The following is a 22,466-nucleotide window of genomic DNA, read 5'->3' as shown; positions in this document are numbered from 1 at the left end:
CCGGCACCCGCCTCCCGGGTTCCGCGCCGAGCGGTCGGTCTCAGGCGAGCGGCCCGGTCACCGCCTCGGCGGCGCGGACCGCGTCGCCGGAACCGACGAACGCGACGGCCCGCTCGATCTCGGGGGAGAGGAAGCGGTCGGGCCCGGGGCCCGGTACGCCCTCGCGCAGCGCGGCGATCACCGCGGCGGTCGCCGGCCCCGGTCGCAACGGCGCGCGCAGCTCGATGCCCCGCGCCGCGGTCAGCAGCTCGATCGCCAGCACCCGGGTGAGCCCGTCGATCGCCCGGCGCAGCTTGCGGGCCGCCGACCAGCCCATCGACACGTGATCCTCCTGCATCGCGCTGCTCGGGATCGAGTCGACCGACGCCGGCACCGCCAGCCGTTTCAGCTCCGCCACGATGCCCGCCTGCCCGTACTGGGCGATCATCAGGCCCGAGTCCACGCCCGGATCGTCGGCCAGGAACGGCGGCAGCCCGTTGTTGCGCGCCCGATCGAGGAAGCGGTCGGTACGCCGCTCGCTGATGCTCGCCAGGTCGGCGACGGCGATGGCCAGGAAGTCGAGGACATAGGCGATCGGCGCGCCGTGGAAATTGCCGTTGGACTCCACCCGGCCGTCCGGGGTGACCACGGGATTGTCCACCGCCGCGGCCAGTTCCCGGCCGGCGACGGCGGCCGCATGTTCGATGGTGTCGCGGACCGCGCCCGCCACCTGGGGCGAGCAGCGCAATGAATAGGCATCCTGTACGCGGGTGCAGGCGGCCGGATCGCGATGCGATTCCCGGATCGGCGAGCCGGCCAGCAGTGCACGCAGGTTGGCTGCCGACGCTGCCTGGCCGGGCTGCGGGCGCAGCGCCTGCAGGTCTGCCGCGAACACGGCGTCGCTGCCGAGCAGCCCCTCCACGCTCATCGCCGCAGTGATGTCGGCGGTGATCGACAACCGCCGCAGGTCGGCCAGCCCCATGATCAACATGCCCAGCATCCCGTCGGTGCCGTTGATCAGCGCCAGCCCCTCCTTCTCGACCAGCTCCACCGGCACGATGCCGTGTTCGGACAAGGTCGTCGCCGCGTCGACGATCTCGCCACCGGCCACGCGTACCTCACCCTCGCCCATGATCGCCAGCGCGCAGTGGGCGAGCGGGGCAAGATCACCCGAACAGCCCAGCGAGCCGTACTCGCGGACCACCGGGGTGATCTGTGCGTTCAGGAGCGCCGCATAGGCCTGCGCGGTGGCCGGGCGTACCCCGGTCCGGCCCGTGGCCAGCGTCGACAACCGCAGCAGCATCAGCGCGCGGACCACCTCGGCCTCGACCTCGGGGCCGGTGCCGGCGGCGTGGGAACGGATCAGCGAGCGTTGCAACTGGGCTCGCGATTCGACCGGGATGTGCCGGGTCGCCAGCGCCCCGAACCCGGTGGACACCCCGTAGTGGGGCACCGGGTCCTCGGCGAGCCCGGCGATCACGCTCCGCGTCTCGGCGATCGCGTCCACTGCCTCCTCGGTCAGCCGTACGCGCGCCCCGTCGCGGGCAACCGCGACCACCTCGGCGGCGCTCAGCGGGCCGATGCTGATCATGATCTCGCTCATGCCTGCCATTGCAGTCGACCCGAAACGCCGTCCCTGCGCGGCCGGCAGCGTTGCCGTCTCGGATTCGAGACAGTTGCCCTGACGCCGAGTCCGGATAAGCTGCGCCGAAGGCACAGTGCCGTTGCTGCTCGGGGGAGACAGAACATGAGTGAAGCGCGCCGGGCCATGCCCGGACCGCCGGTACCGCCCAGAAGCGGAGGCCGCCGTGCCGTCCTGATCGTCGGCGCCGTCGCGCTGGCGATCCTCGCCGGCTTCGGGGTCGGCCTGGCGGCCCGGCAAATGGGGATCGGCGCCGCGCCCGGCGCGCCCGTCGCGGCCAGCACGCCGGAACAGCACGACCCGGCGTCGCACGAGCCCGCGCCTCCCGGCCAGGAGCCACCCAGCTTGGGGCCGGCCAGCCCGGAGCCGACCAGCGCGTCGTCTCCGTCGGTCTCCGCCCCCAGCGCCGACCAGTTGAGCGCGTGTGTCGCGCGGGTGGCGGCGGGCGATCGGGTGATCAGCGAGGCGCGCACCGGTGTGGGCCACTGGTCGGAGCACGTGCAGGCGCAGACCGACGTCAACTCGGACAAGATCGACACCGATCAGATGGACGCGATCTTCAAGCGCACCCGTGAGGCCGGTCCGGACGACCTGCGGCGCTACGACGATGCGAAGAAGGAGCTCTCCGGCACCGACGGCGACTGCGGCGGGTCCGCCGACGCGTCGGCCGCGGAGACCAAGCGGATGGACCAGTGCCAACAGCGCCTCGACGCCCAGGCGCGGCCGATGCAGCGCGCCGAGGCGGCGATGAAGGACTGGCGCCGCCACCAGGCCGACATGGCCCGCTCGCGGCACGAACACAATCCCGATGCCGCGGAGATCTGGCGCAAGGCGTGGGGCGCGGCCCCGCCGAACATCAACGCCTTCGACGACGCGATCGCGGGCTACGAGAAGGCGCCCGCCTGCAAGTAGCGCCGGTCGAGCCGGCGAGGCGCCAGGCCGAGCGCGGTCGAGACCACGTCTCGAAAGCTCACCCGCGGTGCAGCCGGCGACCCAACCGGGCGGCGGCATCGCGTACCCCGATGATCAACTCCGTGACCTCGTCGGAGGGCGTACCCGGATCGGGATAGGTCAGCGCGAACGCTCCGACCGGGTGGCCGGTGTGGTCGAGCGCCGCGACCGCGACCGACGACAGGCCGGCGGTGACCGAGCCGCGCTCGCAGGCGTACCCGGCGCCGCGCACGTCGATCAGCGCGTGCCGAAGCTGCGTCGGCGTCCGCGGGCCGGCCTCGAGCCGGTGGGTGAACGCGGCCGCAGAGGGGTAGAGCGCGCGGATCTGGCGCGGCCCGAGCGCGGCGAGCAGCGCCATCCCGCTGGCCGTCAGGTGGGCGGGCAGGCGTACGCCCACATCGGTGACCAGCGACGGGCGCCCCGGCGCCCGCTCCTCGATCAGATAGACGACGTCGCCGCCGTGCAGCGCCGCGAAGTGCCCGTTGTGCCCGCTCCGGTCGACCAGCCGGTTCAGCAGCGGGCGGGCGAGCCGCTGCAACGGCGCCTGCCGGGCGTACGCCGAACCCAGCTCGTGCGCAGCGACCCCGAGGCCGTAGCGGCGCTCCTCGGGCAGGTGCACGACGTAGCCGTGATCGACCAGTACGCCGAGCAGGTGGTAGGTGCTGGACCGCGGCAGGCCCAGCTCGGCCGCGATCCTGGTGGCGGGCAGCGGTTCGGGCTGGCGCGCCAGCAGGCTCAACACCCCGAGCGCGTGCCCGGCCGCAGGTGCCCGCTGTTGCATCCGCCCAGTGTGTCAGGCCGCGCCATCCGTTGGTCGAGCTTGGTCGCGCTTGTCGAGACCCCGTTGGTCCAGGTGACTCCTCTGGGATGATCACGGGCATGGACGAGACTTCGCCCGGCGCCGCGCTGGCGCCGACCGGTCCCCTGCGCGCCGTGATCAACCTGGGCAATCCGGTGCTCGCCGGTGGTACGCCCGATGCGCCGAGCGGGGTGACGACGGAGCTCGCCCGAGCGTTGGCCGATGATCTTGGTGTCGACCTGCGGCTGAGCACGGTCGACGGGGCGCGCAAGGCATTCGACGCGCTGGTCGCGGGCGAGGTGGACATCGCCTTCCTCGCCGACGAGCCCGCCCGCGCCGAACAGGTGATCTTCACCGCCCCCTACCTGTTGATCGAGGGCGTGTACGCGGTGCCCGAGGGCAGTGAGCTCGCGGCCGCCGACGAGGTCGACCGCGCCGGCGTACGGATCGCGGTGAAGGAGGGCTCGGCCTACGACCTCTACCTGACGCGAACGCTGGCGGCCGCCGAGGTGGTCCGCGGCGCCGACGGCCCGCAGGTGCTGGCCGACGGGCGCGCGGACGTGCTCGCCGGCATCCGGCCGCCGGTGACCGAGTACGCCCGCGCGCACGGGCTGCGGGTGGTGGAGCCGGCGTTCATGCAGATCCGGCAGGCGGTCGCGGGCCCGCGAGGGCTCGCGCCGGGCGCCGCGGCGTACCTTCGCGGATTCGTCGAGCGGGCCAAGGCGTCCGGGCTGGTCGCCGATGCGCTCGCCCGCGCCGGGCAGGTCGCGACCGTCGCGCCGCCCGCCGACTGAGCGCGACGGCCCGGCCGGCGCGGCCGGGTTGTCGGTGCGCGCTGTGATGCTGGTGGCGTGAGCGAGGCGGGGGCGCCGGGCGGCGACGGGCGGGCGGCGGCGAGCATCCTGCACGCCGACCTGGACGCGTTCTACGCCTCGGTCGAGCAGCGCGACGACCCGCGGCTGCGCGGCCGGCCGGTGATCGTCGGCGGCGGGGTGGTGCTCGCGGCGAGCTATCAGGCGAAGGCCCGCGGCGTGCGCACGGCGATGGGCGGCGCCAGGGCGCGTCGGCTGTGCCCGGAGGCGATCGTCGTGCCGCCCCGGTTCGCGGCCTACACCGAGGCGAGCCGGGCGGTGTTCGCGGTGTTCGACGACACCACGCCGCTGGTGGAGCCGATCTCGATCGACGAGGCATTCCTCGACGTGGCGGGCCTGCGCCGGATCCGCGGCTCGCCGGCCTCGATCGCGGCGCGGCTGCGCGCGCAGGTGCGCGAGCGCGTCGGGCTGCCGATCACCGTCGGCATCGCGACGACGAAGTTCCTGGCGAAGGTGGCGAGCGCGGTCGGCAAGCCCGACGGCCTGCTGGAGGTGCCCGCGGGCGAGGAGCTGGCGTTCCTGCATCCGCTGCCGGTGCGGCGGCTGTGGGGTGTCGGCGAGGCCACCGCGGAGAAGCTGGCTCGGGAGCAGATCGTCACCGTCGGCCAGCTCGCAGCCGAGTCCGAGCGCCGACTGGCCGGGATCGTCGGGCCGGGCGCGGCGCGGCATCTGCACGCGCTGGCGCACGCGCGCGATCCGCGGCGCGTCCGCACCGGGGTACGCCGCCGCTCGATGGGCTCCCAGCGCGCCATCGGCCGCGGCGCGCACAGCGCCGCCGAGCTGGACGCCGCGGTGCTCGGGATCGTCGACGGGCTCGGCAAGCGGTTGCGTGGCGCCGGCCGGCAGGCCCGGACGGTGGTGCTGCGGCTGCGCTTCGACGACTACTCCCGGGTCACCCGTTCGCACACCCTGCCCGGTGCCACGTCGCAGACCGAGCTGATCATGACCGCGGCGCGACGGCTGCTGCGCGACGCCTTGCCGTTGATCATCGAGCGCGGCTGCACGCTGATCGGGATCACGCTCGCCAATCTCGATCAGCCCGGCAGCCTGCAGCCGACCCTGCCGCTGGATCCGCTGCACGACACGGAGCTGGATGCGGCGCTGGACGAGGTCCGGCGGCGCTGGGGCCGGGGCGCGGTGACGCGCGGTGTGCTGGTCGGCCGCGATGCGGGCGCCGAGGTGCCGCTGCTGCCGGACTGATCGACCCTCAGCCGCGCCGGAAGACGAAGTCCGGGACGGCCTCGGCGATGGCGATCAGCGTGGCGGCGCGATCGCGTACCTCCGCGGGATCGGGACGTCCACGACGGAAGCTGATCAGGTGATCACCGATGACCTGGACGGTCAGGTCCTTCGGCAGGTCCTGCAGGAGGGCGATCACGTTGGGTGAGAGCACGGCATGCGCGAGCTGGTCGTCGTCGGCCATCACGTCGCGGGCCGAGTTGAACCGCGCCGACTCGACATCGAGATCGGAACGCTCGATCCGGCCGCCCTTGACGATGTTGATCGTCGGCAGGGCGGCGGGCAGTTGGACGGCGACCAGGCTGTAGGAGAGCCCGCTGATGGTGAGCCGGGTCTCGATGCGGATGTTCCCACCGCCCCGGCTGGTCGCCCAGCCGCGACCGTCGGTGCGGGCCGCGGTCAGATTTCGCCCGGCTTGGGACCAGGTGGTGATCCCCGAGGCGTTCCGCACCAGGCCGGCCAGCCCGAGCCGCCTCAGCAGGGCGGCGGATTCGGGCCCGGAGTGCCCGTCCCGCTCCCGCTGCCGGATGATTCTTCGGTGCAGCAGGCCGATCCCGATCAACAGCGCGGCCGAGAGCAGGAGCGCGCCGCCGATGATCAACGCCGTCGGCAGGTCCATCCGCCGATGATCGCACGGGCGCCGGTCAGGGGTGGGGCCGCACGACGGGGCTGACGGCACCACCGGCCGGTTTGTCTGACCGGCCCCGGCTCGGGTAGATAGATCGACTATGTCGGCCGATCTCATCTATCTGGTGTTGGGTCTCGCCCTGCTGCTCGCGGTCGTCCTGCCGATCGCGCTGTCGCGTTGTGCCGTCTCGGCGCCCATCGTCCTCGTCGGTGTGGGCGCGGTGATCGGGCTGTTGCCGTTCGACAAGTACGGCCTCGACCCGGTCAGCCAGCAGGCCTTCACCGAGCACCTGGCCGAGCTGACCGTGATCGTCGCCCTGATGGGCGTCGGGTTGGCGCTGGATCGCCCGCTCAGCCTGCTCCGCCCGCGGAGCTGGCGGGGCTGGTCGCTGACCTGGCGGTTGCTGCTGATCGCGATGCCGCTGAGCATCGCCGGCGTCGCCCTGCTCGGTTGGTGGGTGATGGGCCTGGCCCCGGCGGCCGCGCTGCTGCTCGGGGCGGCCCTGGCCCCGACCGATCCGGTGCTGGCCTCCGATGTCCAGGTCGAGGGACCATCGGTCACCGATGATCATGACGAGATCGAGGAATCCGATCATGTGCGGTTCGCGCTGACCTCGGAGGCGGGCCTGAACGACGGGCTGGCCTTTCCCTTCGTCTATGCGGCGATCCTGCTGGCCACGGCGGGTCCGGTCGCGGAGTGGGGCCTGAAGTGGGTCGGTTGGTATGTGATCGCGAAGATCGCCATCGGCGTGATCATCGGTGTGGTCGGCGGCTGGTTGCTGGGCAAGATCGCGTTCCGGTCCGCTCGCGAGTCGCTGGCCGTGGCCCGCCGGGGTGAACCGTTGCTGGCACTGGGCGCGCTGCTGGCGGTCTACGGCCTCGCGGAGGTCGCCCAGGGCTACGGATTCCTGGCCGTGTTCGCGGCGGCGATGACCCTGCGCTCCCAGGAACGCGGCCACGAGTACCACGAGACGATGCATTCGATGATCGAACGCCTGGAACAGATCCTCACGCTGATGGTGCTGTTGCTGCTCGGGATCGCACTGACCAACGGGCTGCTGGCGGCGCTGACCTGGCCGGGTGTGCTGGTCGGGCTCGCGCTGGTCTTCGTCGTCCGGCCGCTGGCCGGCTGGGTCGCGCTGCGGGTGGGGCACCGGTCGGAGCCGATCGGTGTGGCCGAGCGGTGGGCGATCGCCCTGTTCGGGGTACGCGGGGTCGGCTCGGTCTACTACCTGGCCTATGCCGAGGGTCAGGCGGTCTTCCCCGAGCTCCGCGAGCTCTGGTCGACCATGGCCTTCACCATCATCGTGTCGGTGCTGGTGCACGGGATCTTCGCGACCCCGGTGATGCGCCGCCTGGAACGGATCCGGGCCGCGGCGGCCTGATCAGCCGTCGAGGGTGCGGTGGAACAGCTCGCGAACCTGATCGGGCAGCTCGGGCTCGGGGAGCTGGACATCGAGCGGCACCGTGCGACACGCGACCCGGTAGGTGTAGCGATCCGGCTCCGGCGCGTCGGAGCGGCTCCACGTGGTCAGCTCGGGGCCGCCGAGCAACTGTCGCCAGGAGTCGGCATCGGGCGGCGACAGCTCGCCCAGCCGGAACTCCCGCGACCGGCTCATCCCGGTGAAGCCGCCCGAGCGGCCGAGGTAGAGCTCGGCGTCATCGCCGATTCGGTCGTCCGGCGCCCCAGGTTCACTCGACGGTGCTGGTTCACTCGACGGTGCTGGTTCACTCGCCGGTGCGGGGGCGGGCCGCTGCTCGGCGTCCGGCGCCTCGTCGACCGGTAGGCCGACCTCGGCCCAGGCCCGGCGTACCGCCTCGGCCTCGGTCTCGCCGATCGCCGCCGCGGCCTGGCTGGTGAGTCGGGCGAAGGTCGCGAAGTCGCAGTCGGCGCTGATCTGGTCGCCGGTCAGGGCGGCGTACCAGATCGCGCCGGCGCGCTCCCACGCATTGCCGCCGAGGGCGGTCGCGGCGAGCTGGAAGGCCTTGTTCGGGATGCCGGAATTGATGTGTACGCCGCCGTTGTCGTCGGTGGTGGTGACGAAACCGTCCATGTGGCCGGGCTGGGGATCCTTGCCGAGCACCGGGTCGTCGTAGGCGCTGCCGGGTTCGATCATGGAACGCAGCGCGACCCCGCGCACCTTGTCGGTGAACAGCTCGGCACCGATCAGCCAGTCCGCCTGGTCCGCGGTCTGGCCGAGTTGGTGCTGCTTGACCAGGGCGCCGAAGACATCGGCGACGGATTCGTTGAGCGCGCCGGACTGGTCGGCATAGCGCAGGCCGGCGGTGAACTCGATGACCCCGTGGCTGAGCTCGTGACCGATCACGTCCAGGCTCGCGGTGAACCGGTTGAACAGCTCGCCGTCCCCGTCGCCGAAGACCATCTGTTTGCCGTCCCAGAAGGCGTTGGCGTAGTCGGTGCCGTAGTGCACGGTGCCGAGCATCGGCATCCCGCGCCCGTCGAGGGAGTCGCGGGAGTAGGCGTCGAAGAACAGTTGCCAGGTGGCGCCGAGGCCGTCGTAGGCCTCATCGACCGCGGGATCGCCGGTGGCCGGCGCGCCCTCGGCGCGGGCCTCGTCGCCCGGCAACTGCTCGGTGTTGTTGGCCGAGAAGATCGTCCGGTTGGGTTGGCCGGGGGTGGCGCCCGGAGCGGGTGTCGGCGGCGCCGGGGACGTCGTCGAGCGGGCGCTACGGATCTCGGCGTCGCGGCGCAGCGTGGCGCGGGCGCGCTCGGCGGCGGGCTCGGGCCCGCGCTCGGCGATCGCCTCGAGGAGATAGGGCGGCAACAGCATCGGGATGCTCATGGCTCCAGTGTGCTCCTGGGTGCCGACAAGCAGACGTCCGGGCGATCAATCCGCCGGGTACGCCATGGCCTCCCCGACGAGCCGAATCCGGACCGATTCCCCGGGCGTCGGCAACGCATGCGCGGGCCAGCGCGCGCTGATGGCGGTGCCGTCGCCGAGCTCGAGCCGCACCAGGCCGTCCGGGCCGGCGTAGCGCAGCCCGAGCACGCGGGCGGCCGCCCCCTCGGGATCGGGCACCACCTGCTCCGGCCGCACGAACGCGAGCACCCGCGGGCCCGCTGGCCGGGCCGGCGCGGCGACCGGCACGGCCCCGGCCGCGGTGCGTACCAGCGGCCCGTCGAGCTCGCCGCCGAGCAGCACCGCCTCGCCGACGAAGCGCGCGACCCAGGGGTCGACCGGGCGCGCATAGACCTCCCGCGGGGCCCCGTGCTGGACGATCCGCCCGTCGCGCATCACCGCAACCGCGTCGGCCATCATCAGCGCCTCGGTCTGATCGTGGGTGACCAGGAGTGCGGTCGCGCCGATTCGCCGCAGCAGGGCGGCCACCTCGGCCCGCAGCTCCGCGCGCAGCGCGGCGTCCAGCGCGCTGAACGGTTCGTCCAGCAAGACGACGCCCGGCTGCGGCGCGAGCGCCCGGGCCAGCGCCACCCGCTGTTGCTGGCCGCCGGACAGCTCGTCCACACCGCGCGCGTCGAGGCCCCCGAGGCCGACCAGCTCCAGCATCGCGGAGACCCGCTCGGCGCGCTCGGGCCGGGCCAGGCGCCGCAGGCCGAAGCCCACATTGCCCGCCACGGTCAGGTGCGGGAACAGTGCGCCCTCCTGCGGCACCAGGCCGACCCCGCGTCGCTCGGGCGGCAGGTGCACCCGCGGTCCGTCCAAGGTCTGCCCGCCGAGGACGATCGTGCCCGCGTCGGGCCGCGCGATCCCGGCGATCGCCCGCAGCAGCGTTGTCTTCCCGCAGCCGGACGGGCCGAGGACCGCCAGCAGCCGACCCGACGGCACCTCAAGATCGACACCGTCCAGTGCCGGCACATCGCCGAATCGGCGCGCGGCGCCGCGCACCTCCAGGTCGCTCACGCCCGCTCCCGCCGTTCGCCGAACAACGCCAGCACCGCCGTCGGCACCGCCGCGACCAGCACCACGGCGATCGCATAGGGGGCGGCAGCCGCGTACGAGGCAGCGCTGATCCTGCCCCAGAGCTCGGTGGCCAGCGTCTCCATGCCGGTCGGGCGCAGGAACAGGGTCGCGGGCAGTTCCTTCATCACCGTCAGGAAGACCAGCGCGCCGGCCATCGCCAGCCCGGGTGCCGCGAGGCGGCCGGTGATCGACAACCGAGCCCGCCGGGGGCTGTGGCCGAGGGTGCGCGCGACATCCTCGAGCGCCGGCGGCGCCTGCGCGACCGCCGCCTGTGTCACGCCCAGCGCCAGCGACAAGAACAAGATCACGTACGCCATGATCAACAGGGGCAGCTCCTGGTAGACGGGACGCGCGAACCTGATCCCGAAGAACACGACGGCCAACCCGACGACCACGCCGGGCAGCGCGTGGCCGGCGTAGGCCGCCAGCTCGGCGGCCCGGGCGAGCCGACCGGGCCAGCGTACGGCCAGCACCGCGAGCGGGAACGCGATCGCCACCACACAGGCTGCGCCGAGCGCGGCGACCACCACGGTCGAACCGAGCGCCACCGCGGTCCGCTGGATCTCGAATGCCACGGCCCCGCGGCCCAGCCACTCCGCCATGCCGATCCCCGGCACGATCAGCGCCACCGCCAGCACCCCCGCGGGGGCGAGCGGCGCGACCCACCGCCAGGGACCGAGCGGCACGATCGGTTGCCGCCGCGGCACCCGCGCCGCCAGGCGCGCGCGGCCGCGTCGGGTGAGCTGCTCGATCACCACCACCAGCAACGCCAATCCGGCCAGCAGGCAACCCAGCACGGCCGCGGGGGTGATGTCGAACAGCGATCGGTAGGAGCGGAAGATGCTCGTCGTCAACACCTCCAGCCGCATCGTCGCGACCGCACCGAAGTCGCTCAGTGCGTACAGCCCGACCAGCAGGGCCCCGCCCGCCAGCGCGGGCCGTAGCTGCGGCATCACGATCCGCGCCCAGGTCGCCGCCTGACCGAGGCCGAGCGTTCGGGCGACCGCCTCGGCGTCCGGATCGGTACGCCGCAGCGCCGCCATCGCGGGCAGATAGACATACGGATAGGAGATGGAGGTCAACACCAGCCATGAGCCGGCGAACCCGGCCAGCGCCGGATTCACGGCGATCCAGCTCCACGCGGCCACATAGGATGGCAACGCCAGCGGCAGTCCGCACGCAACCTGCCAGAACCTGCGGCCCGGAAGGTCGGTGCGGGTGATCAGCCACGCGAGTCCGGTCCCGATCACGAGACAGCTCGCGGTCACGGCGACGGCAAGACCGATCGAGACGGCCAACAGCTCAACGGTCCGCCATCGCAGGATCAGCGAGGCAGCCCCGGCAGCCCCGCCGTCGAGCGCCCGGAGCACCAGATAGGCCAGGGGCAGCACCGCCAGTGCGATGGCGAGGACGGCCGCCGCGGCCAGGCCGAGCGGCGGCCGCCCGACGCGGCTCATGGGGCGCCGGTCACGAGAGATAGCCCTCGCGGGTCAGCATCGCCTGCGTCTGCTCCAGGGAGTCCAGGTCGGTCAGGTCGATCTTCGGGCCGCCGAGCTCGGCGAGCGGCGGGATGTCGGCGGGACCTTCGATGCCGGGCACCACCGGGTACTCCCAGGTCTCGTCCACGAATGCCTGCTGGCCGGTCTCCGAGAGCAGGTAGTCGATCAGTTGCACGGCTGCGGGGTTGGTCTCGCCCTTCTTGGTCACGCCGGCTGCGGTCGCGTTGACGAGGCCACCCGGGTCGTCGCTGGTCGGGAAGACGATCTTCGTCCGGTCGCGCTCGGCCGGCTCCTGCCGCGCCCAGTAGTAGTGATTGATCAGCCCGATCGCCTGGTCGCCGCGACCGACGGCCTCCAACAGGTCGCCGTTGGACTCATAGCCGGTGTTGACCCCGTTCGCCTTCATGTCGCGCAGCCATTGCTCCGCGGCGGGCTCGCCGCGAGAGACCCGAAAGCCGGTCATCGCGGCCTGGAATCCGGCATTGCCGGGCACGAGCCCGACGAGATCGCGGTACGCGGGATCGGTCAGCCCCTCCATCCCGGTCGGGGCCGGGGCGTCGCCCAGTGCGCCCTCGTTGTAGACGAGCACCCGCGAGCGGGCCGTCACGCCGACCCAGGCGCGGTCGGCGGCCGGGCGGAACTGCGGCGCGACCCGGTCGATGGTCGCCTGCGGCAGTTGGCCCATCAGGTCGCGGCGGGCGAGGGCACCGACGGCCCCGACCTCTTGGGAGTAGAAGACGTCCGCCGGGGTCGCCTCGCCCTCCTCGGCGAGCTGGGCCGCCATCTCGGCCGAGTTGCCGTAGCGGACCTCGACGTTCACGCCGGTCTCGGCACGGAAGCGGTCGATGATCGGGCCGACGAGCTTCTCGTCGCGGCCGCTGTACAGCGTCACCGTGCCCGGCTCAGTGGTGCTCGTCCCGGCCGTATCCGGCGCGGAGCCGGCCTGGCCCTGTCCGCAGGCACCGAGCAGCAGGGCCAGCGGAAGGGCGAGTGTGGCGAGCGCGCCCATGGATCGACGCATGTCGTTCTCCCGTTCTTTGGTCAGAAAGTAAGATTAGGCGAACCTTAGCTGCTGGTGCTCGTCGTTGCCGAACCGGGCCGCGCGACCGGTGCGGTTGGCGGCGCTGGGTGGGATCGACATACCGTGCTCGCGTGAGCGAGCCACCCTCCGAGATCGTCCGGCTGGCCCGCGAGGCGCGTCGCGTCACCGTGCTGACCGGTGCGGGGATGAGCGCGGAGAGTGGCGTGCCCACCTTCCGCGACGCGCAGACCGGGCTGTGGGCCCGATACGACCCGATGACGCTGGCCACGCCGGAGGCCTTCGAGACCGATCCGGAGCTGGTCTGGGCCTGGTACGCCTGGCGCCGCCGGCTGATGCAGCAGGTGCAGCCGAATGCCGGGCACCGCGCGCTGGCCGAGTGGGGCCGCCGCGACGGCGTGCAGGTGCGGATCGCCACCCAGAACGTCGACGACCTGCACGAGCGGGCGGGTAGCGAGGTGCTCGCCCATCTGCACGGCAGCCTGTTCGAGCTGCGTTGCTTCGACTGCGACCGCCGCTACACCGGGGCGGTCGAGATCCCCGACGAACAGGTCGAGCGGTTGGAGCCGCCGGTCTGCGGAGCGTGCGCCGGGCCGGTACGCCCGGGCATCGTCTGGTTCGGCGAGCTGTTGCCGCAGCGCGACCTCGCCCGCGCGGAGCAGGCGGCGACCGAGGCCGACCTGGTGCTCGTGGTGGGCAGCTCGGGACTCGTCCACCCGGCGGCCGGGCTGCCGCTGCAGGCGCTCGCGGCCGGCGTACCCACCATCGAGGTGAACCCCGCGGAGTCGGCCTTCAGCCCCTACGCCGACTTCGCCTGGCGTACCACCGCGGGTACGGGGCTGCCCGCTCTCGTCGCCGCGCTCGACTGATCCCCGGGCACTGGCGCGTCGCGGCGGGGCGGTCCTAGCGTCGGGTCCATGACCTCGAACTCCGCGGATGCCGCCGCCTTCGACCCGAGCGAGCTGGAGCGGCTCGGCCTTGCCGATTGGACCTATGCCGGGGGTGTGCTGAAGGCGCGCTACGACACGGGGGACTTCCGCACGGCGGTACGCCTGCTCGACGCCGTCGCCGACGCGGCGGATGCCGCCGACCACCATCCCGATGTGACCCTCGGCTACGGCCGGATCGACTTCGCCCTGCACAGCCATGATCAGGGCGCGGTGACCGAGCGCGATACCGCCCTGGCCGCAACGATCTCCGGGCTCGCGGCCGAGCAGGGCGTCAGCCGCGAGGGCGGATCGCTGAGCTTCCGGGCGGGGGAGGCGGTGCCGTCGGCGGCCGTGCCGTTCTGGCTCGCCGTGCTGCGTGGCCCGAACCCGCCGGCCGGGGAGGAGCTGGTGATCGGCGATGATCACGAGGTCGTCAAGATCACGGGGGACGATGGCCAGGGTCGCTTCCGGGTGAATGTCACCGTCGATGCAGGTGACGCACCGGGTGATCTTGTCCGGGCCACACTGGAGGCGCGCGGATCTCTGGTCAGCGACGAGTACGCGCCGAACTGGTGGCTGGTGGCCGATCCGGTCGGCAATCAGGCCCGGATCTGCGGCCAGACCGAGGGATTGCCGCCGCTGGCGCAGGACGGCCCGCTCGCGCGCTGAGCGCAATCACTGTCAGGCAAGGGATCGCGGGTGGGGAAAGAGAAGGCGGGAGACGTCTGACACGTCTCCCGCCTGCTCCGGGATTTGCGCCAGCCCGCCCCCCAGCAAGGCTGGTTCCTACTCCCGGCACCAAGTGTTGCCCCGAATGGGGTCGCTAGCAAGTGTTTCGCCGGATGGACGCCAAGCTGTCTCACCCTGTGATCCGGTGTCGGTAGCACCAGCGCCAGGACTCTCCCGGCTCGAAGCTGCGCATCACGGGGTGCCCGGTCTCCTCGAAGTGCCGGGTCGCGTGCCGCCCGACAGAGGAATCGCAGCAGCCGACGTGACCGCAGGTCAGGCAGATCCGTAGCTGGACGGGATTGGTGCCGTCGCGTTCGCAGTCCGGGCAGGTCTCGGGATGGTCGGGCGCGACGGTGTGCGGGGCGGCGCGCAACTCGGCGCAGTCCCCGCCCGGTGGCTCGGTCTCCAACTCGCGCGAGCGGCGGGCATGGCGTACCTGTGCCACCTCGAGGGCGGTCTCTTCGAGGTCGAGCCCGGCGAGCACATTCTTCACGGCCTCCTGGTCGGTGCCGTCGGTCGTCCGCAGCCGGAGCAGTTCCTCGCGTTCGGCGTCGAGCATCTTCATCCGGACGCGGCGGTACGCCTCACTCGGCGTCTCGTACTCGCCGTCCGGATCGGCCAACTGCTCCCAGGCGATGTGCGAGCGGCGCTCGGCCAGGTTGCGCAGGTTCTGGCGGATCTCGTCGTCGATGTCATCGGTGGCATCGAGGGCGGCGATGCCCCGGTCGGTGGCGTGCTGGGTCAGGATCGCCTCCTGCAGGGCATCCTCCCGCGGGTCGGGACCGCGTACCCCCAGCCGGCGGGCGAGCGCGGGCAGGGTCAGGCTCTGCAGTCCGAGCGTGCCCGCGGTGACGACCATCGCGGTCAAGATCAACACCTCGCGCAGCGGGGTGTCGGCGGGCAGCGTGAGCGCGGCGGCCAGGGTGACCACGCCCCGCATCCCGGCCCACGAAGTGATCACCAGATAGGACATCGGGATGCGTTCGCCGCGGGTGAGCAACGGCCAGCCGATCAGGTTCCAGATCGGCCGGAGCACGAACACCGCGACCAGTGCGATCAGCGCGAACTCGATGGCGCCGACCGTCGAGGTCGGCGAAACGATCACCGCGTCGATGATCCAACGCGCCTGCAGGCCGATCAGCAGGAAGACCGCATTCTCCAGCAGGAACTGGATCGTGGCCCAGTTCACCCGAGTGCTGGTCCGCGCGGCGGCGCTCTGCACCCGGGGCGCCTGGTGCGCGACGATCACGCCGGTGACCACGACCGCGACCACACCCGAGGCCTCGACCGCCTCCGCGGGCAGATAGGCCAGATAGGGGGTGATCAGCGTGATCGCCGTGGTCGAGACCGGGTCGCGCACGACGCGCAGCACGCGATTGATCACGATCGCGAGCAGTACGCCGATGGCGACGCCGCCCCCGGCGGCGATCACGAAGTCGAGGGCGACCTCGCCCGGGCTGACGGTGGTGCTGAGGGCGACGATGGCGGTCCGCAGGGCGACCAGCGCGGTCGCATCGTTGAACAGCGACTCGCCCTCCAACCAGGTGACGACGCGGCGCGGCAGGCCGATCCGGCGGCCGATCGCCGAGGCGGCGACGGCATCGGGCGGCGCGACGATCGCGCCGAGGGCCAGCCCCGCCGGCAGCGGGATGGGCAGCAACCACCAGGCGAGCAGGCCGATACCGATGGTGGTGAACAGGGTCATCCCGACCGAGAGGAAGGCGATCTTCCAGCGCTCGTTCTTCAGCTCGATCAGCGAGGACTGCCGGGCGGCGGCATACAACAGCGGCGGCAGGAGCCCGACCAGGACGAGCTCGGCGTCCAGCGGCTCCTGCGGGATGAACGGGACGTAGGAGGCGATCACGCCGACCGCCACCAGCAGCAGCGGCGCGGGCAGCGCGATCGCCCGCGCCAGCCGGGCCGTGACGAGCACCGCGACCACCACGGCGATCAGGTAGGGCAGGTTCTCCACCCGGCAATGATCTCCCAGGTGCCGGCTGGTCTCAGTTCGGCGGTTCGAAGATGTCGTCGACGCGGATGAACCGGGTCGACAGGCGGCCGACCGCGTCCAGCCCCGCCAGGTCGACGTGCAGGCGCTCGTCGATCAGGTCGTCGCGGACGTGCAGCGCGAGCACCCGGAGCAGGTTCAGCGTGTACGCACCGACCTCGATCCGGCGGGTACGCGTGACCTCCAGCGCGGCCGGCGCATCGGCCACCCGCAGCGCCGCCACCCGATCGCCGGGCTCGGTCGGCAGGCCGGCCGCGGCGTACTCGTCGACCTCCGGCTCGTGCGTCAGGCTGGAATGCCACATCTGCTCGAACTGCGGATAGGAGACGAGACTGATCGTCGCCCCCGGATCATGATCGAGATTGGTCAGGGAGTCCTTGTCGCGGCCGTCCGGCCGGTTGGTGATGCTGACCATCACCGTCGGCGGATCGTTGGAGACGACATTGAAGAAGCTGAACGGCGCGAGATTCGGTACGCCGTCCGCAGACATCGTGCCCAGCCAGGCGATCGGTCGTGGCACGACGAGCGCGCTGAGCAGCTTGTACGTCCGCGACGGGCCAAGGGCGGCCGGGTCGAGAGTCGTCATGGTCGACAATCGTAGGCCCTCAGATGCCGAGCGAGCGGCCGATGATCTCCTTCATGATCTCGGTGGTTCCGCCGTAGATCGTGTGTACGCGGGTGTCGGTGTACATCCGGGAGATCTCGTACTCGCTCATGTAGCCGTAGCCGCCGTGCAACTGCACCGCCGCGTTGATGATCTTCTGGGTCAGTTCGGTCGTCCACCACTTCGCCTTCGCTGCCCCGACCGCGTCGAGCGTTCCCTCGACCATCCGGGCGATGCAGTGATCGACATAGGTACGCATCACGTCGACCTCGGTCGCCAGCTCCGCCAGCACGAACCGGTTGTGCTGGAACGCGCCGATCGGCCGGCCGAAGGCCTGTCGGGTCCGTGCATGCTCCAATGCCAGCGCGAACGCCTTCTCGGCGGCGGATGCCGCCGCCACGGCGATCGCGAGCCGCTCCGACGGCAGGTTCTCCATCAGGTGCGCGAAGCCGCGGTTCGGCGTACCCAGCAGATTCGCTTTCGGCACCACGACGTCGGTGAAGAACAGCTCGGCGGTGTCCTGGGCGTGCTGGCCCATCTTGGCCAGATTGCGTCCGCGCTCGAAGCCCGACATGCCGCGCTCGACGACCAGCAGCGAGATGCCCTTGTGCCCGGCATCGGGATCGGTACGGGCGACGACGATGATCAGATCGGACAAGATGCCGTTGCTGATGAAGGTCTTCTGCCCGTTCAGCAGCCAGTGATCGCCCCGGTCCTCGGCGCGGGTGGCGATGCCGTTCAGGTCCGAGCCGGCGCCCGGCTCGGTCATCGCGATCGCGGTGATCAACTCGCCGCTGCAGAAGCCGGGCAGCCAGCGCCGCTTCTGCTCGTCGTCGGCCAGCCGCACCAGGTAGGGCCCGATCACGTCGTTGTGCAGGGACAGCGCGACGCCGGAGCCGCCAAGGCGGGTGAGTTCCTCGGTCAGCACGGCGTTGTAGCGAAAATCGTCCCCCACCCCGCCGCCGCCGTACTCCTCGGCGACGAACCAGCCCAGCAGTCCCTGTTGCCCGGCGGCGCGCCAGACCTCGCGGGAGACGATGCCGTCGGCATCCCACTGCTCGGCATGCGGCGCGATCTCGCGCGCGACGAACTCGGCCACGATCTTGCGGAAGTCCTCGTGCTCGGTGTCGAAGATCGCCCTGGGACGGCCCATCGCCAGCCTCCTTGCCGGTGCTCGGACGGCCCATCCTGCCAAGGCGGCCGGGTGGGGAGCGGGTGGGGTCGGCGCGGGCGGCTCGGCACGCGGCGGATGTCGGCGGCGCGCGGCAGAATGCCGCCATGCTGCTGAACGAGGTCGCCGAGACCTCGGCGGCGCTCGCCGCCACCCGCTCACGCAATGCCAAGCGCGATCTGCTCGCCGACCTGCTCCGGCGTGCCGAGCCCGCGGACCTGCCCGTGCTGACCAGCTACCTGGCCGGCGAGCTGCGGCAGCGGCGGACGGGCGTCGGGTGGGCCTCGCTCGGCAAACTGCCCGGGCCCGCCGAGCGACCGACATTGACGCTGGCGGAGGTCGATGCGGCGTTCGAGCGGATCGCCGCGCTGTCCGGCCCGGGCTCCCAGGGGGCGCGGGCGTTCGCGTTGGCGGAGCTGTTCGGTGCGGCGACCGCGCCCGAGCAGCGGCTGCTCCGCGGGCTGGTCTCGGGCGAGCTGCGCCAGGGCGCGCTGGATGCCGCCATCGTCGATGCCGTCGCCGCCGCGTCCGGCGTACCGTTGGCCGACCTGCGGCGGGCCGTGATGCTGAGCGGCGCGACCGCACCGGTCGCCGAGGCGGCGATGGCCGGGGGCGCCGAGGCGGTGCGCGCGTTCACGCTCGAGGTCGGTCGGCCGGTACGCCCGATGCTCGCCGGCTCCGCACCCGATGTCGCCGCCGCCTTCGCCAAGCTCTCCGGCCCGGTCGCGGTGGACACCAAGCTCGACGGGATCCGCATCCAGGCGCACAAGTCCGGTGACCGGGTGCGGCTGTTCACCCGCAGCCTGGACGAGGTGACCGAGCGGCTGGGCGATGTGGCGGAGGTGATCGCCGCGCTGCCGGCCGAGGAGTTGATCATCGATGCCGAGGTGCTGGCCAGCGACGACCGAGGGCGCCCGCGGCCGTTCCAGGAGACCGCCGCCAGGACCGCCACCCAAGAGGTGCCGGCCGGCGCGGGGCACCGGCTGGTGCCGGCGATCTTCGACGTGCTGGCGATCGACGGCGAGGCGCTGATCGACCAGCCGCTGGAGGTACGCCAGCGCCGGCTCGACCAACTGGTGCCGCAGGAGTACCGGATCCGGCGCCTCGATCGCCCCGATGCCGACGCCGCCCGGGCCTTCTTCGATGCCGTGATCGCCGACGGGCACGAAGGCGTGGTGATCAAGGACCTGGCGGCCCCCTACAGCGCCGGGCGCCGCGGATCCGGCTGGATCAAGGTCAAGCCGCGACACACTCTCGATCTTGTCGTGCTGGCCGTCGAGCGGGGGAGCGGTCGTCGGCGCGGGATGCTGTCGAACATCCATCTCGGCGCGCGTGACCCCGGGACCGGCGAGTTCGTGATGTTGGGCAAGACCTTCAAGGGAATGACCGACGAGATGCTCGCCTGGCAGACCCGGCGGTTCACCGAGCTGGCCGACGGGCCGGTCGGCGACGACGACTGGGTGATCAAGCTCCGCCCCGAGCAGGTCGTCGAGATCGCCTTCGACGGGGTGCAGCGCTCGACCCGCTATCCCGGCGGCGTCGCGCTGCGCTTCGCCCGCGTGCTGCGCTACCGCGACGACAAGCGCGCCGATGAGGCGGACACCATCGATCAGGTACGCGCGCTCGGCGCGGGCTGATCAGCCGACCCGCACCGCGGCGCGGGCCAGCAGGTCGCGCGCGGGCAGCGCGCGCCGGGCCATGGCCAGCCGGGCCATGACCGACGACGCGCGCTGGACCCCGGTGGCGGCGCGGCGGCGGTCGCGGTCGTAGGCGGCGAGGGCCTCGGGGACGGGCAGGCCGGCCAGGTGGTCGGCGAGCGCGCCCGCGTCGAGGATCGTCTCGCACGCGCCCCGGCCGAGATTGGGCGCCATCGCGTGTGCGGCATCGCCGATCAGGGCGATCCGCCCGGATGCGTACCGGCGCAGCGGCGGCGCCAGCAGGGCCTCGTGCCGCAGCACGGTGTCGTCGGCGATCGCATCGATCACCGCGCGCACCGGCGGGTGCCAGTCGCGGAAGAGGCGTGGCAGCTCGGCGGGCGCGTCGGCCGGCGGCGTGGCGATCGTGGCGTACCAGTTGGTCGACCCGCCGGGTCGCGGCGTCATCCCGAACAGCGCGCCGGGCGCCCAGGTCTCGATCAGCTCGGTGCACGGCGTGCGCGCCACCCCGCGCCAGATGGTGATCCCCGGGCGTCGTACGCCGGCGTCGGTCAGGGCCGCCCGGGTCGGGCTGTGTACGCCGTCGGCGCCGACCACCAGATCGGCGCCGGCCGCCGATCCCGGGTCGTCGATCGGTGAGCCGAAGTTGATCTTGCCGCTCGCGTCGGCGACGGCCGCCAGCAGCTCGGGCCGGTTGATCAACCAGGCCCCGGGTTCGCGGTCGACTCGCGCGATGGTCGACCCGTCCGGTCGGCAGAGGCGACCGCGGGACTGCAGTGTCGCCGCCGCGCGCAGCCGCTCGCCGATCCCGAGTCGGTCGAGCACCGCCATCGCGTCCGGCCAGATGCCGAGGGTGGTGCCGCTGGCCGGCAGCGCGGAGGCACGCTCGTGCACCGTCACTTCCCACCCGCCCGCACGCCGCAACAGCCCCGCCAGCACGAGGCCGCCGATCCCGCCGCCGATGATCACCGCCGTCCGCATGAGGCAATACTACAAATGTAGTGTCGGGTCGCGCAATCGCCGTGTCGGAGGCGGTCGGTAGCTTCGTGCCATGGCGCGACGAGAGCTGGTCGTCGACACCGCGATCGATGTGCTCGGCCGGTCCGGCATGCGCGGGCTGACCCACCGGGTGGTGGACCGCACGGCCGGCCTGCCGGAGGGCTCGACGTCGAACCTCTTCCGCACCCGGGAGGCGCTGCTGGGGGCCGTGGCGAGCCGGGTCGCCGAGCGCGACCGCGAGCTGTGGCGCGCCGTCGCGCCCGGCCGGCTCACCGGACGCGCCGACCTGATCGACGCGCTGGCCGCCTGGCTGGATCGCGCGCTGACCGCCGAGCGGAACCTCACGGCCGCGCGCTATGCCCTGTTCCTCGCGGCGGCCGACAACCCGACGCTGCGGGGCGCGCTGGAGCAGTCGCGGAGCGGGATCGAGGCCTGGGCGGGCGGCGAGCTCGCCGCGGCCGGGCTGGCCGCCGACGCGCTGGCCACGATCCTCGATCAGCTCGACGGCCTGCTCCTGCACCAACTGTGCTTCCCCCGTGCAGGCTTCGATCCGCGGCCGAGCATCGAGCGCATCGTGCCGGGCTGATCGGGCAGTTCCCGCCCACGGTCGTGCGCCGGGGCGCGTGGGTCGGACCGTGGTCCTGATCGCGCCAGCGGGGTTTGGTCGGGGCGCCCGGCGACCTACCGTCGAAGACTCCGTCACCCAACTCGACCCTGGCAGGCGCATGTCCACCGAAGAATCCGAAGCACCCCGCTCCACCTCCCGCAGGCTCGTCGGCGACCTGTCCTTCCTCCAGGTCATCGGCAGCGCGCTCGCGGCGATCACCTCCGCCGTCGCGGCCTCCCGGCTCGGCGTGGCCGGCACGGTCGTCGGCGCCGCGCTCGGCAGCGTCATTGCCACCGTGGGCGGGACCCTCTACAGCAATTCGTTGAGGTTGAACGCCGAGAAGCTCGCCGCGCTGCGCGGCCGCGGACGCGGGGGTACGCCCCAGGCGGCGGATCCGGAGGCGACGCGGGTGCTTCCGCGTACCGCCGCCCGGACCGAGGCCGCCGCCCGGACCGAGGACCCGCCCACCGAGCCGGTTGCGGCGGTCGGGGCGGATGCGGAAGCCGCGCCCTACCCAACCGAGCCAACCGGCCCAACCGGCCCAACCGAGCCAACCGAACCAACCGAGTCACCGGGTCGCCGGCGCCGGATCCGGTGGGGCATCGTCGTCGGCGCCGCCGGGCTGATCGCGGTCGCGGCGATGGCCGTGATTACCGGCGTCGAGGCGGTCCTCGGGCACCCGCTGTCCGACCCGCGGGGCAGCGGCACCACCGTCACCGCGCTGCAGCGCGGCGACCGGCCGAACGGCGGCGGCACCGAACCGGCCGACGGGCCCACCGAACGCCCCGGGTCCGGCTCCGAGCGCGAGCCGACCGGGCGTACCCCCGAACCGCGCGCCAGCGCCGAACCCAGCGTGCGGCCCACCCCGGACGCCGAGGGCTCCACCCCGAGTGCCGATCCCGGGAGCCGGCCGACGAGCGAGGCGGGCGGGTCCGGTGAATCGGGCGGGTCGGGTGGATCCGGCGGGTCCGGCTCGAACTCCGACGCGGACTCCGGGTCGAACTCGGGCTCGGGCAACGGTTCGGGATCGGGCGACGGGGGCACGGATTCGGGGTCGAATGCGGGCACCGGCTCGGGCGCCCGCAGCGGCGCCGAACCCGAGCCGGGGTCAACCGGCTCGTGACTCGTTACCCGCCGGTCACATAGGCCAGCCATCATGATTGACTCAAAGGTGTT

The 22,466-nt window shown here is 72.6% G+C and carries 20 protein-coding genes; 9 read left to right on the top strand and 11 right to left on the bottom strand.

Annotation, left to right across the window (positions count from 1 at the left end; translation table 11 throughout):
- Nucleotides 1–40 precede the first annotated feature (40 nt).
- Entirely contained in the window at nt 41–1,582 is a 1,542-nt protein-coding gene (gene hutH, locus ACXDC7_RS02360; protein ID WP_459221055.1) for a histidine ammonia-lyase, read from the bottom strand.
- A gap of 144 nt (nt 1,583–1,726) precedes the next feature.
- On the opposite strand from hutH, the gene ACXDC7_RS02355 reads away from it, so the two are divergent.
- Nucleotides 1,727–2,533 carry a hypothetical protein gene (locus ACXDC7_RS02355; protein WP_179445001.1) on the top strand — a complete coding sequence of 269 codons (807 nt, stop codon included), beginning with the start codon at nt 1,727–1,729 and terminating at the stop codon, nt 2,531–2,533.
- Nucleotides 2,534–2,591: 58 nt separating this feature from the next.
- Here the strand turns inward: ACXDC7_RS02355 and ACXDC7_RS02350 are convergent, their stop codons facing one another.
- Complete coding sequence (locus ACXDC7_RS02350; protein WP_459221054.1) at nt 2,592–3,353, bottom strand: IclR family transcriptional regulator; 762 nt, start codon at nt 3,351–3,353, stop codon at nt 2,592–2,594.
- Nucleotides 3,354–3,451: 98 nt separating this feature from the next.
- Between ACXDC7_RS02350 and ACXDC7_RS02345 the strand changes: the two genes are divergently transcribed.
- On the top strand, nt 3,452–4,165 hold the full coding sequence (locus ACXDC7_RS02345; RefSeq protein WP_459221053.1) for a transporter substrate-binding domain-containing protein: 714 nt from the start codon (nt 3,452–3,454) through the stop codon (nt 4,163–4,165).
- Nucleotides 4,166–4,222: 57 nt separating this feature from the next.
- Nucleotides 4,223–5,443 (top strand): DNA polymerase IV, encoded by a 1,221-nt coding sequence (gene dinB, locus ACXDC7_RS02340; protein ID WP_459221052.1) that lies wholly within the window; start codon nt 4,223–4,225, stop codon nt 5,441–5,443.
- A 7-nt stretch (nt 5,444–5,450) separates the two neighbouring features.
- Here the strand turns inward: dinB and ACXDC7_RS02335 are convergent, their stop codons facing one another.
- Nucleotides 5,451–6,101, bottom strand: coding sequence for a hypothetical protein (locus ACXDC7_RS02335; RefSeq protein ID WP_459221051.1), 651 nt, complete (start codon nt 6,099–6,101; stop codon nt 5,451–5,453).
- A gap of 109 nt (nt 6,102–6,210) precedes the next feature.
- On the opposite strand from ACXDC7_RS02335, the gene ACXDC7_RS02330 reads away from it, so the two are divergent.
- On the top strand, nt 6,211–7,494 hold the full coding sequence (locus ACXDC7_RS02330) for a cation:proton antiporter (protein ID WP_459221050.1): 1,284 nt from the start codon (nt 6,211–6,213) through the stop codon (nt 7,492–7,494).
- On the opposite strand, the gene ACXDC7_RS02325 is transcribed toward ACXDC7_RS02330, so the two are convergent.
- From ACXDC7_RS02325 to ACXDC7_RS02310, 4 genes are read right to left on the bottom strand one after another with little or no spacing between them, the layout of a single operon-like run.
- Nucleotides 7,495–8,913 carry a protealysin inhibitor emfourin gene (locus ACXDC7_RS02325; RefSeq protein ID WP_179445007.1) on the bottom strand — a complete coding sequence of 473 codons (1,419 nt, stop codon included), beginning with the start codon at nt 8,911–8,913 and terminating at the stop codon, nt 7,495–7,497.
- A 45-nt stretch (nt 8,914–8,958) separates the two neighbouring features.
- Nucleotides 8,959–9,990: an ABC transporter ATP-binding protein gene (locus tag ACXDC7_RS02320; RefSeq protein ID WP_459221049.1), complete on the bottom strand. Its 1,032-nt coding sequence runs from the start codon at nt 9,988–9,990 to the stop codon at nt 8,959–8,961.
- Nucleotides 9,987–11,507 carry an ABC transporter permease gene (locus ACXDC7_RS02315; RefSeq protein WP_459221048.1) on the bottom strand — a complete coding sequence of 507 codons (1,521 nt, stop codon included), beginning with the start codon at nt 11,505–11,507 and terminating at the stop codon, nt 9,987–9,989. The genes ACXDC7_RS02320 and ACXDC7_RS02315 overlap by 4 nt, the downstream gene beginning before the upstream one ends.
- 10 nt (nt 11,508–11,517) lie before the next feature.
- Nucleotides 11,518–12,570: an extracellular solute-binding protein gene (locus ACXDC7_RS02310; RefSeq protein ID WP_459221047.1), complete on the bottom strand. Its 1,053-nt coding sequence runs from the start codon at nt 12,568–12,570 to the stop codon at nt 11,518–11,520.
- A gap of 131 nt (nt 12,571–12,701) precedes the next feature.
- Between ACXDC7_RS02310 and ACXDC7_RS02305 the strand changes: the two genes are divergently transcribed.
- Nucleotides 12,702–13,457, top strand: coding sequence for an SIR2 family NAD-dependent protein deacylase (locus ACXDC7_RS02305; protein ID WP_343045900.1), 756 nt, complete (start codon nt 12,702–12,704; stop codon nt 13,455–13,457).
- 48 nt (nt 13,458–13,505) lie between these two features.
- Nucleotides 13,506–14,186: a 4a-hydroxytetrahydrobiopterin dehydratase gene (locus ACXDC7_RS02300; RefSeq protein WP_459221046.1), complete on the top strand. Its 681-nt coding sequence runs from the start codon at nt 13,506–13,508 to the stop codon at nt 14,184–14,186.
- Nucleotides 14,187–14,376: 190 nt separating this feature from the next.
- On the opposite strand, the gene ACXDC7_RS02295 is transcribed toward ACXDC7_RS02300, so the two are convergent.
- Genes ACXDC7_RS02295 through ACXDC7_RS02285 form a run of 3 tightly spaced genes read right to left on the bottom strand, consistent with a single transcriptional unit; the run spans nt 14,377 to nt 18,011 of the window.
- Nucleotides 14,377–16,218, bottom strand: a complete 1,842-nt coding sequence (locus ACXDC7_RS02295) for a cation:proton antiporter domain-containing protein (RefSeq protein WP_459221045.1) — start codon at nt 16,216–16,218, stop codon at nt 14,377–14,379.
- Between the two features lie 31 nt (nt 16,219–16,249).
- Nucleotides 16,250–16,840, bottom strand: coding sequence for a flavin reductase family protein (locus tag ACXDC7_RS02290; RefSeq protein WP_459221044.1), 591 nt, complete (start codon nt 16,838–16,840; stop codon nt 16,250–16,252).
- 19 nt (nt 16,841–16,859) lie between these two features.
- Entirely contained in the window at nt 16,860–18,011 is a 1,152-nt protein-coding gene (locus ACXDC7_RS02285) for an acyl-CoA dehydrogenase family protein (protein WP_459221043.1), read from the bottom strand.
- 125 nt (nt 18,012–18,136) lie between these two features.
- On the opposite strand from ACXDC7_RS02285, the gene ACXDC7_RS02280 reads away from it, so the two are divergent.
- Complete coding sequence (locus ACXDC7_RS02280) at nt 18,137–19,666, top strand: ATP-dependent DNA ligase (RefSeq protein WP_459221042.1); 1,530 nt, start codon at nt 18,137–18,139, stop codon at nt 19,664–19,666.
- Here the strand turns inward: ACXDC7_RS02280 and ACXDC7_RS02275 are convergent, their stop codons facing one another.
- A complete protein-coding gene (locus ACXDC7_RS02275; protein ID WP_459221041.1) occupies nt 19,667–20,665 on the bottom strand; it encodes an FAD-dependent monooxygenase in 999 nt (332 codons plus the stop codon).
- 70 nt (nt 20,666–20,735) lie between these two features.
- Here ACXDC7_RS02275 and ACXDC7_RS02270 point away from each other — a divergent pair, with 70 nt between their 5' ends.
- Both ACXDC7_RS02270 and ACXDC7_RS02265 read left to right on the top strand, forming a co-directional pair.
- Nucleotides 20,736–21,269: a TetR/AcrR family transcriptional regulator gene (locus tag ACXDC7_RS02270; protein WP_459221040.1), complete on the top strand. Its 534-nt coding sequence runs from the start codon at nt 20,736–20,738 to the stop codon at nt 21,267–21,269.
- 139 nt (nt 21,270–21,408) lie between these two features.
- Entirely contained in the window at nt 21,409–22,413 is a 1,005-nt protein-coding gene (locus ACXDC7_RS02265; RefSeq protein WP_459221039.1) for a hypothetical protein, read from the top strand.
- The last annotated feature ends 53 nt before the right edge of the window (nt 22,414–22,466 follow it).

The organism is Naumannella huperziae (assembly GCF_054073625.1).
This window is presented reverse-complemented; position numbering and strand designations above follow the sequence as displayed.